14 protein-coding genes are annotated in these 13886 nt (G+C 67.4%); 10 read left to right on the forward strand and 4 right to left on the reverse strand.

The window, feature by feature from the left end; all coding sequences use genetic code 11:
• Positions 1–27 precede the first annotated feature (27 nt).
• The 6 genes from JQ639_RS20515 (at position 28) to JQ639_RS20540 (ending at position 5832) form a co-directional block, all read left to right on the forward strand.
• Entirely contained in the window at positions 28–1224 is a 1197-nt protein-coding gene (locus tag JQ639_RS20515; protein WP_211968114.1) for a phosphoglycerate kinase, read from the forward strand.
• Positions 1225–1364: 140 nt separating this feature from the next.
• Complete coding sequence (locus JQ639_RS20520; RefSeq protein ID WP_211968115.1) at positions 1365–2390, forward strand: class I fructose-bisphosphate aldolase; 1026 nt, start codon at positions 1365–1367, stop codon at positions 2388–2390.
• The gene (locus tag JQ639_RS20525) at positions 2387–3049 is read left to right on the forward strand and encodes a thiamine phosphate synthase (protein ID WP_211968116.1); all 663 of its coding nucleotides are present in this window, start codon (positions 2387–2389) and stop codon (positions 3047–3049) included. Before JQ639_RS20520 ends, JQ639_RS20525 begins: the two co-directional genes overlap by 4 nt.
• A gap of 135 nt (positions 3050–3184) precedes the next feature.
• Positions 3185–4279 (forward strand): tetratricopeptide repeat protein, encoded by a 1095-nt coding sequence (locus tag JQ639_RS20530; RefSeq protein ID WP_211968117.1) that lies wholly within the window; start codon positions 3185–3187, stop codon positions 4277–4279.
• A gap of 131 nt (positions 4280–4410) precedes the next feature.
• Positions 4411–5202, forward strand: a complete 792-nt coding sequence (locus tag JQ639_RS20535; RefSeq protein WP_211968118.1) for an inositol monophosphatase family protein — start codon at positions 4411–4413, stop codon at positions 5200–5202.
• Between the two features lie 186 nt (positions 5203–5388).
• A complete protein-coding gene (locus tag JQ639_RS20540; protein WP_211968119.1) occupies positions 5389–5832 on the forward strand; it encodes a hypothetical protein in 444 nt (147 codons plus the stop codon).
• Here JQ639_RS20540 and JQ639_RS20545 read toward each other — a convergent pair.
• Positions 5804–6829, reverse strand: a complete 1026-nt coding sequence (locus JQ639_RS20545) for an SAM-dependent methyltransferase (RefSeq protein ID WP_211968120.1) — start codon at positions 6827–6829, stop codon at positions 5804–5806. The genes JQ639_RS20540 and JQ639_RS20545 overlap by 29 nt on opposite strands.
• Before the next feature lie 32 nt (positions 6830–6861).
• Positions 6862–7677 (reverse strand): DUF1295 domain-containing protein, encoded by an 816-nt coding sequence (locus JQ639_RS20550; RefSeq protein WP_211968121.1) that lies wholly within the window; start codon positions 7675–7677, stop codon positions 6862–6864.
• Between the two features lie 205 nt (positions 7678–7882).
• Here JQ639_RS20550 and JQ639_RS20555 point away from each other — a divergent pair, with 205 nt between their 5' ends.
• Together JQ639_RS20555 and JQ639_RS20560 are read left to right on the forward strand one after the other, a co-directional pair.
• A complete protein-coding gene (locus JQ639_RS20555; protein WP_211968122.1) occupies positions 7883–8899 on the forward strand; it encodes a flagellar motor protein MotA in 1017 nt (338 codons plus the stop codon).
• 33 nt (positions 8900–8932) lie between these two features.
• Entirely contained in the window at positions 8933–9961 is a 1029-nt protein-coding gene (locus JQ639_RS20560) for a peptidoglycan -binding protein (RefSeq protein ID WP_211968123.1), read from the forward strand.
• 99 nt (positions 9962–10060) lie between these two features.
• On the opposite strand, the gene JQ639_RS20565 is transcribed toward JQ639_RS20560, so the two are convergent.
• A complete protein-coding gene (locus JQ639_RS20565; RefSeq protein ID WP_211968124.1) occupies positions 10061–10363 on the reverse strand; it encodes a DUF6506 family protein in 303 nt (100 codons plus the stop codon).
• 161 nt (positions 10364–10524) lie between these two features.
• Between JQ639_RS20565 and JQ639_RS20570 the strand changes: the two genes are divergently transcribed.
• Both JQ639_RS20570 and JQ639_RS20575 read left to right on the forward strand, forming a co-directional pair.
• Positions 10525–11445 (forward strand): LysR family transcriptional regulator, encoded by a 921-nt coding sequence (locus JQ639_RS20570; RefSeq protein ID WP_211968125.1) that lies wholly within the window; start codon positions 10525–10527, stop codon positions 11443–11445.
• 54 nt (positions 11446–11499) lie between these two features.
• Positions 11500–11955 (forward strand): GNAT family N-acetyltransferase, encoded by a 456-nt coding sequence (locus JQ639_RS20575; RefSeq protein WP_211968126.1) that lies wholly within the window; start codon positions 11500–11502, stop codon positions 11953–11955.
• Between the two features lie 56 nt (positions 11956–12011).
• Here the strand turns inward: JQ639_RS20575 and JQ639_RS20580 are convergent, their stop codons facing one another.
• On the reverse strand, positions 12012–13868 hold the full coding sequence (locus tag JQ639_RS20580; RefSeq protein ID WP_211968127.1) for an ABC transporter transmembrane domain-containing protein: 1857 nt from the start codon (positions 13866–13868) through the stop codon (positions 12012–12014).
• Positions 13869–13886: the final 18 nt, after the last annotated feature.

The following is a 13886-nucleotide window of genomic DNA, read 5'->3' on the forward strand; positions in this document are numbered from 1 at the left end:
GACCGACCTGCAAGGTGAAGCTGCGTGATGAGCAAGACGTTCCGAACCCTCGATGATGTCGACGTCAAGGACAAGCGCGTGCTGGTGCGCGTCGACCTCAACGTGCCGATGGACAACGGCCGGGTGACGGACCTCACTCGCCTCGAGCGCATCGCGCCGACCATCACCGAGCTCTCTGATAAGGGCGCCAAGGTCATCCTGCTGGCGCATTTCGGCCGTCCCAAGGGCCGTGACGCCAAGGACTCGCTGAAGCCCGTGGCCGACGTGCTCGCCGGCGTCATCAAGCGCAACGTCGCCTTCTCCGACGACTGCATCGGCGCCGCCGCCGAGCGGGCGGTTGCAGCGCTCGGCGCCGGCGACATCCTGTGCCTGGAGAACACCCGCTTCCACACGGAAGAGGAAAAGAACGATCCCGCCTTCGTCGCCGCGCTCGCCAAACTCGGCGACATTTGGGTCAACGACGCCTTCTCGGCCGCCCACCGCGCCCATGCCTCGACCGAGGGTCTCGGCCGCGTGCTGCCGGCCTATGCGGGCCGCACCATGCAGGCGGAGCTCGATGCCCTCGGAAAGGCGCTGGAAGCTCCGGTCAAGCCGGTGATCGCCATCGTCGGCGGCGCCAAGGTCTCGACCAAGCTCGAGCTGCTCGAAAACCTCGTCGCCAAGGTCGACGCACTGGTGATCGGCGGCGGCATGGCCAACACGTTCCTGCACGCCCAGGGCGTCGGCATCGGCAAGTCGCTGGCCGAGAAGGATCTCGCGCCGACCGCGCTGCGCATCCTGGAGAAGGCGGAAGCCGCCAACTGCGCCATCATCCTGCCGGTCGACGCCACCGTTGCCTATCACTTCCAGGCCAATGCGCCGTCGCAGGCCTACGGCCTCGACGCCGTTCCCCACGACGCCATGATCCTCGACGTCGGGCCGCGCTCGATCGACCGTGTCAACGCCGCGATCGACGACGCCGCGACGCTGGTCTGGAATGGCCCCCTCGGCGCCTTCGAGCTGACGCCATTCGACAAGGGAACCGTCTCCGCCGCGCGCCACGCAGCGGCCCGCACCAAGGCCGGCAAGCTGGTGTCGGTCGCCGGAGGCGGCGACACCGTGGCGGCGCTGAACCATGCCGGCGTCGGCGACGATTTCACCTATGTCTCGACCGCAGGCGGTGCCTTCCTGGAGTGGATGGAAGGCAAGCCGCTGCCGGGCGTCGAGGTGCTGAGGACAAAATGACGCGTACCTTCCGCAATCCGGAGCCGGCGTGATACATCCGACGCCGAACTGGCGCTGAACTGCCCTTGGCCGCCCCGGACTGCTTTCCAACCGATTTGAAGCCGTTTTCGACCCATTCGAGCCTTAAGGAGATGAATCCGATGAACCTCGCCGACCTCAACAAGATTGCCCGAGCCATGGTCGCACCGGGCAAGGGTATTCTTGCTGCCGACGAGTCGTCGGGCACCATCAAGAAGCGCTTCGACGCAATCGGCGTCGAGTCGACCGAGGACAACCGCCGCGACTACCGCGAGATGCTGTTCCGCTCGAAGGAGGCGATGACCAACTACGTCTCCGGCGTCATCCTGTACGACGAAACGATTTGGCAGAAGGCCAAGGACGGCACGCCGCTGGTCAAGCTGATCGAAGCCGCCGGCGCGATCCCCGGCATCAAGGTCGACGAAGGCACCCAGGCCCTGCCGGGCTGCCCGGGCGAGCTGATCACGGTCGGCCTCGACCGTCTCGCGGAGCGTCTGAAGAAGTATTACGAGCAGGGCGCGCGCTTCGCCAAGTGGCGCGCGGTGATCGATGTCGGTAACGGCATTCCGAGCCGCACCGCGATCCAGACAAACGCCCATGCGCTGGCCCGCTACGCCGCGCTGTGCCAGGCGGCGCAGATCGTGCCGATCGTCGAGCCGGAAGTGCTGATGGACGGCGACCACGACATCGCGCGCTGCTACGAAGTCACCGAGGCGGTGCTCAATGAGACCTTCCAGCAGCTGTTCATTCAGCGCGTCGCGCTGGAGGGCATGGTGCTGAAGCCGAACATGGCAATCGCCGGCAAGAAGAGCGCCAGGAAGTCTTCGGTCGCCGAGGTTGCCGAGCAAACCGTCAAGCTGCTCAAGGCCTGCGTGCCGAGCGCCGTGCCGGGCATCGCCTTCCTGTCGGGCGGCCAGAGCGACGAGGAGGCCACCGCCCATCTCGACGCCATGCACCGCATTGGCGGCCTGCCGTGGGGCCTGACCTTCTCTTACGGCCGCGCGCTGCAGGCGGCGCCGCAGAAGGCATGGGCTGGCAAGGCCGAGAACGTCGCTGCCGGCCAGCAGGCGTTCACCCATCGCGCCCGCATGAACAGCCTCGCCAGCAAGGGCGAGTGGAAGGCCGAGCTGGAAAAGAAGGCGGCGTGAGCGCCAAACCGACACCCGTCCCGCCCCGTCCGGCGCCGCGACTCTACCTCGCGACGCCGGTGGTGACCGATCCTGCGCCGCTCGCGGGCGCATTGCCCGAGCTGCTGGACGGCCTCGACATTGCCGCCGTTCTCGTCCGGCTCACGCCGAGCGACGACCGCACCCTGACCGAGCGCGCCAAGAAGCTGGTGGCGCCCATTCAGCGTGCCGACGTCGCCTGCCTGCTCGACGGCCATGCTGGCATCGTCGCCCGCTCCGGCGCCGACGGCGCCCATCTGACGGGAATGGCGGCCGCCACCGAGGCGCTGGAAAGCCTTCGGCCCCAGCGTATCGCCGGAGTCGGCGGCCTCATCACCCGCCATGACGCCATGCTGGCCGGCGAGGCCGGCGCCGACTACGTGCTGTTCGGCGAGCCCGACGCGGCCGGCAAGCGGCCTTCGGTGGAGGCGATCTGCGAGCGCCTGCAGTGGTGGAACGAGCTGTTCGAGCCGCCCTGCATCGGTCATGCCGAGACCCTCGCGGAGGCCAGGGCCTTCGTTGCCGCAGGCGCCGATTTCGTGCTGGTCGGCGACCTCGTCTGGGAAGATCCGCGCGGCCCGCGCGCGGCGCTGATGGACGTTGCTCAGGCGATCGTCCAGGATCGGGAGCGTCAAGACTAGGCTTCGCAGCAATGTTGCCGCGAAGCCTCCATATGAACGCCCCAACCTCCAGCACTACGTGTACCGAATTCATCGGCGGCCTCGCGGCACGCAATCCCGGCAGGGGCCGGCAAGGAAGGAATGATGCCGACCGGGATGAAAGTCCTGCGCGTTGCGCTGCTGACGACGTGCTGCCTCGGATGGAATGCGATCGATCGTGCGCAGGCGCAGATCTCGCTGACCCCGCCGGGCGTTCAGCAGCCGCCCAAGGCTGCTCCGCCAGCAGCCCCGAAGCCCGCGCCAACGCCGGCCACCAAAAAGGCGGCCCCGGCGCCAGCGGCGAAGGCTGCGCCGACCGCCGCGAAGGCGGCACCGCCTGCGGCCGCCGCGACGCCCGCCCCCGCGCCGGACGACCCCAATGTCGACCTCGCCTACGGCGCCTACCAGCGCGGCCAGTATGGCCAGGCGCTGAAGATCGCGACCCAGCGCGCCAACGACAAGGGCGACATCAAGGCCATGACCTTGCTCGGCGAGCTCTATGCCAATGGCTTCGGCACCAACCGCGACGACGCCAAGGCGGCGCTGTGGTACAAGGCTGCCGCCGATCGCGGCGACCGCGAGGCGATGTTCGCGCTGGCCATGTTCCGTATCGCCGGCCGCGGTGGACCGGCGGACCGCAGCGAGGGCGCCAAGCTGCTGGCCTCCGCGGCCAAGCTCGGCAAGGCGGCGGCGGCCTACAACCTCGGCTTGCTCTATCTCGAAGGCCAGACCTTTCCGCAGGACCTCAAGCGCGCCGCGGAGCTATTCCGCCAAGCGGCCGACGCCGGCAGCCCGGAGGCGCAGTATGCACTGGCGACCTTCTACAAGGAGGGGCGCGGCGTCGAGAAGAACCTCACCGAGGCCGCCAGGCTGCTGCAGAAGGCCTCGATCGCCAACTACCTCGACGCCGAGGTCGAGTACGCCATCGCCCTGTTCAATGGCACCGGCGTCCCCAAGGACGAGGATGCCGCGGTGAAGCTGCTGTGGCGGGCCTCCCGACAGGGTAGCCCGATCGCCCAGAATCGCCTCGCGCGGGTGCTGGTGGCGGGAATCGGCGCCCCCGTGGACAAGATCGAGGGGTTGAAATGGCACCTGATCGCCAAAGCCGGCGGCAACGGCGACCTGATGCTGGACACGGAACTTCAGAAGCTGTCGCCAGAGGACCGCGCCAAGGCCGAGGCCAGCGCGCGGCACTGGCTGACCGGCAAGTGACGCCCGGCACGGGCCTCCACCATGATCATTGCCTGATCGCCCCTTGACGTTGCCGCCGGGTCAGGGCACCCAACCGGCATCCATCCCTTTTCCTCCAATCGACCCTGCCCGGGGTCGCCGTGAATCGAGCCATGATCCCCTCAGCCCTCATCAACGTCATGGTGAAAGCCGCGCGCCGCGCCGGCCGCAGCCTCAAGCGCGATCTCGGCGAGATCGAAAACCTGCAGGTCTCGATGAAGGGCCCGGCCAACTTCGTCAGCGCCGCGGACAAGCGCGCCGAGGAGATGCTGTACGACGATCTCGCCAAGGCGCGCCCGGGCTATGGCTTCCTCGGCGAGGAAGGCGGCGCCCGCGAGGGCACGGACAAGAGCCACACCTGGATTGTCGATCCGCTCGACGGCACCACCAATTTCCTGCACGGCATTCCGCAGTTCGCGATCTCGATCGGCCTGCTGCGCGAGGACACGCTGATTGCCGGCGTGATCTACAATCCGGCCAATGACGAGCTCTACGTCGCCGAGCGCGGCAAGGGTGCTTTCCTCAACGACCAGCGCCTGCGAGTCGCCGGCCGCAAGCAGCTCAATGAGAGCGTGATCGCCTGTGGCCTGCCGCATATCGGCCGCGGCAATCTCGGGCTTGCTCATCGCGAACTCGGTGCGATGATGCCGAAGGTCGCCGGCCTGCGCCGCTTCGGCGCCGCATCGCTCGATCTCGCCGGTGTCGCGGCCGGCCGCCTCGATGGCTACTGGGAACGCGACCTGCAGCCCTGGGATCTCGCCGCAGGCATGCTGATGATCCGCGAAGCCGGCGGCAAGGTCTCGGGCACACAAGGTAGCGACGACCCGCTCAAGACCGGCGATGTGGTCTGCGGCAACGAGACCATCCATCGTGAATTGCTCAAAGTGCTCAACGCGCTGCCCTGATCGACCGCGCCGGCGCGGAGATTGCGTCCGCGCCCGGGCCTTGCTTTCCCGGCAGACCGGTATGCACCCGCGGTCAATTGATCGCAGCTGCAACTGGTCGTAACATCGCAGCTCGATCGAGCTTCGACCATGCAGACGTCCGCCGCCAAACTTCCCTTGCACCGATCTCCCATCGGGATCGGCTTGATGGCCGGGCCAACCATCGTGCTCGCGGTGGGCCTGTTCGCATGGCTTGCACGCGATCCGCTCGACCGCTTCAAGGTCGTCGCCGTGCTGCATGACGCCTCGCAGGCCCGCTATGCCGCGATCTACCACTACGATCATGCCGACAGCTCGAGCGCCGTGACCGCGGCGTGGATTTCGTCCGGACGCCCGCCGGAAGTCGGTTCGACACGTCGGCCGCGCGGCGGACCTGCGCTGGTGTGGCCAGGCCTGCCCGACCAGTTGCGGATGCGTTGGGAGAAAGACAATCCGCGCCTGATCGCCGAAGTCGACGGCCCCGCCGAGGTGCACAGCGGCGAAGCCTTCTCCAACTGTTCCTATGATTCGGCTGAAACGCCGGCGATCTGCGTCGACCCCAAGCGCATCGAGGTGCGCTCGGTCACGCCGCCGCCAGCCGGTAGTGGCTGACGCCCCATTCCTCGCCGCCGGCATGACCGAACAGTCCTGCGGTGGCGAGAAAGAACCAGCGCCAGCGCCGCATCCACAACCGCGTCTCCTCGCCATAGACCGGACGCAGCACCTCGTCGATCGCCTCGCGGTGGGCGTCGAAGTTGTGCAGCCAGTCCTGCGCCGTGCGCTGATAGTGCACGCCGCTCCATCGCCACTCCTGTTCCACCGTGAACAGGTCGGCATACTGCCGGATCAGGCGATGGCTCGGCATCACGCCGCCTGTGAAGAAATGCTGCGCGATCCAGTCGGCACGGTCGCCGTGATCGAACAGGTATGCGCCGCAGCGATGCGTGAAGATGTGCATGAAGAAGCGGCCGTTCGGCGCCAGCCAGCCGCGAACACGCGTCAGCAGTTCGCGCCAGTTCATCATGTGCTCGAACATCTCGACGGAGACGATGCGATCGAAGCGCTCGGCGGGCGCGAAATCGTTCATGTCCGCGGTGACGACCGTGAGGTTGCGCAGGCCACGCGCCCGCGCCTGCCCCTCGATATGGGCGCGCTGCGATTGCGAATTCGACACGGCGACGATGCAGGCGCGGGGGAATTCCCGTGCCATCCACAACGACAGCGAGCCCCAGCCGCAGCCGAGCTCGAGGATACGCTGGCCATCGGCGAGGCCGGCGCGCACGCAGGTCTGCCGCAAGGCCTCCTCCTCGGCCTCCTGCAGCGTTGCCCCGGCGGTCGCGTAGAAGCAGCTGGAATACTTGCGGTACGGCCCCAGCACCATGCCGAAGAACGCCGCCGGCACCTCGTAGTGCTGGGCATTGGCGGCGCCGGTGTGCTCGGCGATCGCTCGCGCGGTCATCTGGCGGGCGAATGCCGCATCGCTCGCCGCATCGCCGCGCGACAGCCGCTGCGCGGTGCGGGCGCACAGCGCCTGAATGCCGGCGCGCACCATCACGTCGGGCAACGGCGCGCGCTCGGCAGCCGCAATGAGATTGGCGATCATGGTCATGGCGGCGTGCGCTCCATCGGAGAAAACTGAACTCAGCGGTCCGCCGCGACGCGCGGCGACCAGGGAAAGAAGCGGCTGGTGCGCGCCTGATAGGCGCGGTAGGCGTCGCCGCGCGAGCGCAGCATCTGCTCCTCGAGGGGCGGAATGCCGGTGACATGGACGAGGATCCAGTACATGACCAGCGGCGCCGGCAGCGCCGCGAAGCCCCAGGGATAACCGAGCGGATCGGCGAACGAGATCGCCATCACCGGGTAGGCCAGCCAACCCAGCCACTGGAAGAAATAGTTGGGATGCCGCGACAGCCGCCACAGCCCGGCGTCGCAGACCCGGCCGCGATTGACGGCAGCGCCGCGGAAACGCTTCAGCTGCGTGTCCGCGACCGCTTCGCCGGCGATGCCCGCGGCGAGAAGCAGGGCGCCAAGCAGATCCTGTGCGTCGAGCGGCCGTGGCGCGTGTGCCGCAACGAATATCGCGAACACCAGCGGCAACGAGCCCAGCGCCTGGTTCTGCAGGAAGACAAACATGCGGCGCGGCGCTTCCGCGCCCCAGTCTGCCGCGAAGCGGGCATAGCGCGGATCGTCGGTGATGCCGGCGCTGCGCTGGGCGATATGGCTGCCGAGCCGCAACGCCCACAATGCGATCAGCGCCGCGACCAGCCACTGCCGCGGCCCGGGGATTGACCCTTGCAGGGGCCACAGCGCCCCCGCGGCGCCGATGACGCCGAGCGAGAACGTCCAGATGGTATCGACCCAGCCCGAATTGCCGGTGCGCTGCTGTACCAGCCACGCCCCCGCCATGCAGACGGCGAAGGCCACCGCCATCAGCACCAGCGCCACCACAAAGACCATCGCACCGCGCCTCCCGCCCTGTCACGGGCCATTGATATTGCTGAGATACGAGCGCCCGTGCGGGCGGTTTCAACGCGGCGCGACGGCCGCCCGACCGGTTCCGCTCACGACGGCGTTGCGGCCATGCTCCACCTTTCTTCCCGCCGCCGCTGTGCCATATTGGCAGAACAACACGCCTCACGTGCAAGGACAGCAGACCCTCGACATGGCGCCCAGTTCATCAGACCGCTTTGCAGACGAAATCGCCCCCACGAAGCTCTCCTCGCCGCGGATCTTCCTGGTCCGCATGCTGGTATTCCTCATCCTGTGCGGACTGGTGCTGGTCGTGCTGTACAAGCAGGTCTGGGGCGCGTTCCTCGCAAACCCCGGCCTCAACGCGCTGATCGGCGCGGTGCTGGCGATCGGCATCATCCTGTCATTCCGCCAGGTGATCCGGCTCTATCCCGAGGTGTCCTGGGTCAACAGCTTCCGCATCGCCGATCCCGGCCTTGCGGTCGACCGCCGGCCGCGGCTACTGGCGCCGATGGCGGCCATCCTCGGCGATCGCGCCGGGCGCATGACCATCACCCAGCAGACCATGCGTCACCTGCTGGATTCCATCGCCACCCGTCTCGACGAGGCGCGGGATATCTCCCGCTACATGACCGGCCTCCTCGTATTCCTCGGCCTGCTCGGCACATTCTGGGGCCTGATCGAGACGGTCGGCTCGGTCGGCAAGGTCATCGACGGCCTCAAGGTCGGCGGTGACGCCGGCGCGGTGTTCGACACCTTGAAGGAAGGCCTCGCCGCGCCGCTCGGCGGCATGGGCATCTCGTTCTCGTCGTCGCTGTTCGGCCTCGCCGGTTCGCTGATTCTCGGCTTTCTCGACCTGCAGTCGAGCCAGGCGCAGAATCGTTTCTATACGGATCTGGAGGACTGGCTGGCGTCGACCGTGCGCGAGTACTCGTCCGAGCGCGGCGCCGGCGGCGTGCCGCTCGCCGGTTCGGACGGCGCCGAGATCCGCACCGCGATCGAACGGCTGCGCGCGACGGTCGAGGACATGGGCTCCAACCGCTCCACCTCGACCGCGATGGCCAATCTCGCCGACGCCATCCAGGGGCTCGTGCAGCACATGCGCAACGAGCAGCAGATGATCCGCGAATGGGCCGACGGCCAGGGTGAGAACAACCGCGAGATCCGCAAGCTGCTGGAACAGATTGCCCGCCAGCCCGAGAAAAACTGACGCGCCGCCCCCACGATCACGGAGATTGCCGATATGGCGCTTGCCCGCGGCCGCCGGTCCGAATCCGGTTTCAACTACTGGCCAGGCTTCGTCGATGCGCTGTCGACGCTGGTGCTGGCGATCGTCTTCCTGCTGTCGGTGTTCCTGGTGGTGCAGTTCTTCCTCTCGCAGGAGGTCACGGGCAAGGACAAGGCGCTGGAGCGGCTCAACGCCCAGATCGCCCAGCTCACCGACCTGTTGTCGCTGGAGAAGCTCGGCAAGCTCAATCTCGAGGACCAGCTCGGCCAGATGCGCGCCGGCCTTTCGGCCGCGGAGGGCGAACGCGACCGCGTCAAGGGGCTGTATGACGGCCTCGCCGCCGCGGGCAACGACGCCGCCGGCCGCGCCAGCGAACTCGGCAAGGCGCTGGATTCGGAGAAGCAGCTGTCGAGCCGCGCGCTGGCGCAGGTCGAGGTGCTGAACCAGCAGATCAGCGCCCTGCGCCGCCAGCTCGCCGCACTGGAGCAGGCGCTCGACGCCTCCGAGAAGAAGGACAAGGAATCGCAGGGCCGCATCGCCGATCTCGGCTCGCGCCTCAACGTCGCGCTGGCGCAACGCGTGCAGGAATTGTCGCGCTATCGCTCGGAATTCTTCGGGCGGCTGCGCGCCATCCTTGGCAACCGTCCCGATATCCGCGTGGTCGGCGACCGCTTCGTGTTCCAGTCGGAAGTCTTCTTCGACACCGGCCAGGCGCAGCTGCTGCCAGAAGGCCGGGCCGAGCTCGACCAGCTCGCCAGCGCGCTGGCCGACCTCGACAAGCAGATTCCGAACGAAATTCCGTGGGTGCTGCGCGTCGACGGCCACACCGACACGCGCCCGATCGCCAGTCCCGAGTTCAAGTCGAACTGGGAACTGTCGGCGGCGCGCGCCATCTCCGTGGTGCAGTACCTGATCTCCAAAGGCGTGTCGCCACAGCGTCTCGTCGCCGCCGGCTTCGGCGAATTCCAGCCGCTCGATGCCGCCAAGACCGACGAGGCCTACGCCCGCAACCGCCGCATCGAGCTGAAGCTGACGGAGCGCTAGCCTGATGCGCGCTCGCGCCGGTTTTTTCCGGCGCGTTGTCGTCGCGCCAACCGATGCCGCCCCCGAATTCAAGTCCGGGGGCAGGCGCTCGACAACGCGCTAGGCTTTGAAGAGCTCGTGCATCGGCCCGATCGCCTCCGGGCCATAGCCGACCGAACCCACGGGGATCCGTCCGCCGATGGCGTCGATGATCCGCGCCGTCCAAACCGGACCGAAGCCGCCGCACAATTCGAGCAACTGGACACCGTCGTCGACAAGCTGCCTTGCGATCGCCGGTCCGTCCGACGCCTGGCTCACGCCCACCGCAATCATTTCAAATCGCTTCGATGACATGACCATGCGGTGACGCGCCGGATCGAGCGCTGCACCGGTGACGATGAAGCCAAATTTCTGAAGACCCATTTTTCACTCCTCGACATGCCGAAGCATCAGGCGATCGTTCCGGCCTCCGGTGGAGATCCGCCAGAAGACACATCCCAACCTTCGCATCGACATGTTGATCGCCCGCGCAGTACAGTCCCGTCCAACGCTATTTCGGACCGAGTTGAGACCGAAGGGGACCGATGTTGGAGTTACAGCAGCTTCGCTATTTCGTCGCGGTCGCGGAAACGGAGAGCGTCGTTCGTGCGGAGAGAGCTCTGAACCTCACGCAATCCCCCCTCAGCCGGCAAATTCAAGGTCTCGAAGCGCAGCTTGGGCTGACGCTGTTCTACCGATCCAAAAAACGCCTCAAGCTCACCGCAACGGGACGGGATTTCCTGACCGAAGCCAAGGCCCTGCTCGCGCACAGCGCGACACTCGAGCGTCGTGCCCGGGCCCTCACGGCTGGGTCCGAAGGCTCGCTCGTCGTCGGCTACGTCGAAGGCGCAGTACATTCCGGCTCGCTGGCAAATGCCTTGAGATCGTTTCGCCGCGCCGCGCCGAGGGCCGAGATCGAACTCAGGAGACTGCGGTCGCCCGACCAGTTCCAGCAGTTGCAAGCCCGCGAGATCGATATCGGCTTTGCCTATTCGGCGCCGCCGACAGGCGCCGGACTGCGATCTCGCATGGTCTGCAAGGAGCCGTTCCGCCTCGCCTTTCCCAGGGATCGCGGATGGACGACACCACCGTCCGCCAGTCGCATTAGCGCCGAGGCCTTCATTGCGTTGCCCGCATCGGCGTCGCCATCCGGGCGGCGCGCGATGATCGAGGCCTGCGAAGCCGCCGGTATCAAGCCCAATATCCGGTATGAGGCCGCCGACCCCCTGACCGTGCTGGAAATGGTCGGCGCCAGTCTCGGGGTGGCCATCGTGCAGGCCGGCCTGGAGCGCATCAAGCCGGCGAACGTATCATTCGCCAGGATGCCCCGCGGCTTTGCGATGGCCATGACGGTCCACCTGATCTGCGCGGAGGATCGCACGCCGCTCGCAGACACCTTCTTCAACACTCTTGAGGTGCCGCCCGGTCGGCGCGCCGAGTTCGCCTCAAGAATTGCACTTGAATAAATCGCAACCGCGTCGACAAATTCGTTCTCGCAGAATCCGTCTCGAGCAGCTTCCATGTCGCCTACCGCCGCGATCACGCTCCGCGCATACCGCCCCGCCGACGAAGACGCAGCCATCGAGCTGTGGCGGCTCACCTGGCAGCTTGCCTATCCCGCTATCGATTTCGCCGCACGGGTGCCGTGGTGGCGTGAGCGCTGGCGCAGCGAGCTCGTGCCGGCAACACAGATCGTGGTCGCGGAAGACGGCAACACCCTCGCGGGCTTCGTGACCATCGACCCCACAGGCTATCTCGATCAGCTGGTGGTCGGCCCCGACCACTGGGGATCGCCGGTCGCGCGGCAGTTGCTGGGCGAAGCCAAGCGGTTGTCGCCAACCGGCATCACGCTGCTGGTCAACGAAGACAACGCCCGCGCCATCGCGTTCTATCGCAAGAACGGCTTTGTCGACGATGGTCGCGACGTCAATCCGACATCGGGCCGCCCGGTGCTGCGCCTGCGCTGGACGCCTTGAACGGCGCTGTTCCGCACCTCACTCCGGGCGTGGGCCGAGACCAACGATTGTCGACGTCAGCCGACCTCGAACTGCAGCCGTGCGAGCTTGGCGTAGAGGCCGTCGGCTGCGACGAGGCTGGCATGCGTGCCTTGCTCGACGATGCGACCGTTCTCCATGACCAGGATGCGGTCGCACGACAGCACCGTCGCAAGACGGTGCGCGATCACCAACGTGGTGCGCTGCTGCATGAGATCCTCCAGCGCGGTCTGCACCAGCGTCTCGCTCTCGGCGTCGAGCGACGACGTCGCCTCGTCGAGCAGCAACAGCGGCGCGTCGCGCAGGATGGCGCGTGCGATGGCGATACGCTGGCGCTGGCCGCCGGACAGCGTCACGCCACGCTCGCCGAGTTCGGTGTCGAAGCCCTTCGGCAAGCGTCGGATGAATTCAGTGGCATGGGCCTGCTCGGCCGCACGTTCGACCTCGGCATCGCTGGCGTCCGGCCGGCCGAAACGGATGTTGTCGCGCGCGGAACCGGAGAACACCACCGTGTCCTGCGGCACCAGCGCGATGCGGCTGCGCAGGTCCTGCGGCGTGACATCGTTGATCGCTACGCCATCGAACGCGACGACGCCAGCGGCTGGATCGTAGAAGCGCATCAGAAGGTGGAACAGCGTACTCTTGCCGGCGCCGGAGGGCCCGACCACCGCGACACGCTCGCCGGCGCGCACGGCGAGCGACACGCCGTCGACCACCGCATGCTCGGGCCGCGTTGGATAGGCAAACCGCACGTCGGTGAACGTCACATCGCCGCGCGGGGGCTGTGGCAGCGCCTTCGGCGCCGGGGGCGCCGCGATATCGGGCTTCACCCGCAAAATCTCGAACAGCCGCTCCGACGCGCCGGCTGCCGCCGAGATCTCGCCCCACACCTGGCTGAGTTCGCCGAGACTGCCCGCGGCAAATGCCGCATAGAGCACGAACTGGCCGAGCCGGCCGGCGGTGATATGACCGGTGAGCACGTCGTGCGAGCCGACCCACAGGATTGCGACCACGCTGGAGAAAATTAGGAAGATCACCACCGCGGTGAGGAAGGCGCGGGCGCGCGTCGAATCCCGCGCCGCGCTGAACGCGCGGCCGACCTCAGCGCCGAACCGTGTCGATGCCAGCCGCTCGTTGGTGAAGGCCTGCAGGGTGCGGATCGCCCCGATCAGCTCCGAGGCATAGGACGAGGCATCGGCGAGCGTGTCCTGTGCGCCGCGCGACAGCGCGCGCACACGGCGGCCGAATGCCACCAACGGCAGCACGATCAGCGGAATGACGGCGAGTACAAAGCCCGACAGACGCGGGCTCGTCACCACCATCATGCTGGAAGCGCCGATGAACAGCACGAGATTGCGCAGCGCCACCGAGACCGAGGCGCCGACTGCCGATTTGATCTGCGTGGTGTCGGCGGTGAGGCGCGAGACCAGTTCGCCGCTATGGCTGCGGTCGAAAAAGGCCGGCGACAGCCGCACCAGATGATTGAAGACGTCACGGCGCAGGTCGGCGACGATGCGCTCGCCCAGCGTGATGACGAGGTAGTAACGCGAGGCGCTGGCAAGGGCGAGCACTGCCACCACCCCGATCATGACGCCGAAGTAGCTGTTGATCATCGCAACGCCGCTCGGGCTGAAGCCGAGATCGATCATCCGCCGCACCGCGATCGGCACCGCCAGCGTCGCCAGCGAGGCCACGATGAGCGCAACCAGCGCCGCCAGCGCCTGGCCGCGGTAGCGCGCCACATAGGGCCAGAGCGCCAGCAGCGGCCGCAGACGATTGCCGCGGGCGGACTTCGCCTCGGCCGTCTCCGCCACCGCCTGCTGCGACGTTTGCCGCATCGTGGTCTTCGCCGGTTCGACCGGGCCTCGCAGGTCGCCCTGCTCCATCGCGCTCATATCCCTCGACCTGCCATG

Origin of the sequence: Bradyrhizobium sp. U87765 SZCCT0048 (assembly GCF_018131225.1) — a bacterium.
Classification (GTDB): Bacteria; Pseudomonadota; Alphaproteobacteria; order Rhizobiales; family Xanthobacteraceae; genus Bradyrhizobium_A.

What these genes read in the sequence shown, in the direction of transcription:
- JQ639_RS20515 (WP_211968114.1), top strand. Translation starts at nt 28, where the DNA reads ATGAGCAAGACGTTCCGAACCCTCGATGATGTCGACGTCAAGGACAAG.
- JQ639_RS20520 (WP_211968115.1), top strand. Translation starts at nt 1,365, where the DNA reads ATGAACCTCGCCGACCTCAACAAGATTGCCCGAGCCATGGTCGCACCG.
- JQ639_RS20530 (WP_211968117.1), top strand. Translation starts at nt 3,185, where the DNA reads ATGAAAGTCCTGCGCGTTGCGCTGCTGACGACGTGCTGCCTCGGATGG.
- JQ639_RS20535 (WP_211968118.1), top strand. Translation starts at nt 4,411, where the DNA reads ATGATCCCCTCAGCCCTCATCAACGTCATGGTGAAAGCCGCGCGCCGC.
- JQ639_RS20540 (WP_211968119.1), top strand. Translation starts at nt 5,389, where the DNA reads ATGGCCGGGCCAACCATCGTGCTCGCGGTGGGCCTGTTCGCATGGCTT.
- JQ639_RS20545 (WP_211968120.1), bottom strand. Translation starts at nt 6,829, where the DNA reads ATGACCATGATCGCCAATCTCATTGCGGCTGCCGAGCGCGCGCCGTTG.
- JQ639_RS20550 (WP_211968121.1), bottom strand. Translation starts at nt 7,677, where the DNA reads ATGGTCTTTGTGGTGGCGCTGGTGCTGATGGCGGTGGCCTTCGCCGTC.
- JQ639_RS20555 (WP_211968122.1), top strand. Translation starts at nt 7,883, where the DNA reads ATGGCGCCCAGTTCATCAGACCGCTTTGCAGACGAAATCGCCCCCACG.
- JQ639_RS20560 (WP_211968123.1), top strand. Translation starts at nt 8,933, where the DNA reads ATGGCGCTTGCCCGCGGCCGCCGGTCCGAATCCGGTTTCAACTACTGG.
- JQ639_RS20565 (WP_211968124.1), bottom strand. Translation starts at nt 10,363, where the DNA reads ATGGGTCTTCAGAAATTTGGCTTCATCGTCACCGGTGCAGCGCTCGAT.
- JQ639_RS20570 (WP_211968125.1), top strand. Translation starts at nt 10,525, where the DNA reads ATGTTGGAGTTACAGCAGCTTCGCTATTTCGTCGCGGTCGCGGAAACG.
- JQ639_RS20575 (WP_211968126.1), top strand. Translation starts at nt 11,500, where the DNA reads ATGTCGCCTACCGCCGCGATCACGCTCCGCGCATACCGCCCCGCCGAC.
- JQ639_RS20580 (WP_211968127.1), bottom strand. Translation starts at nt 13,868, where the DNA reads ATGAGCGCGATGGAGCAGGGCGACCTGCGAGGCCCGGTCGAACCGGCG.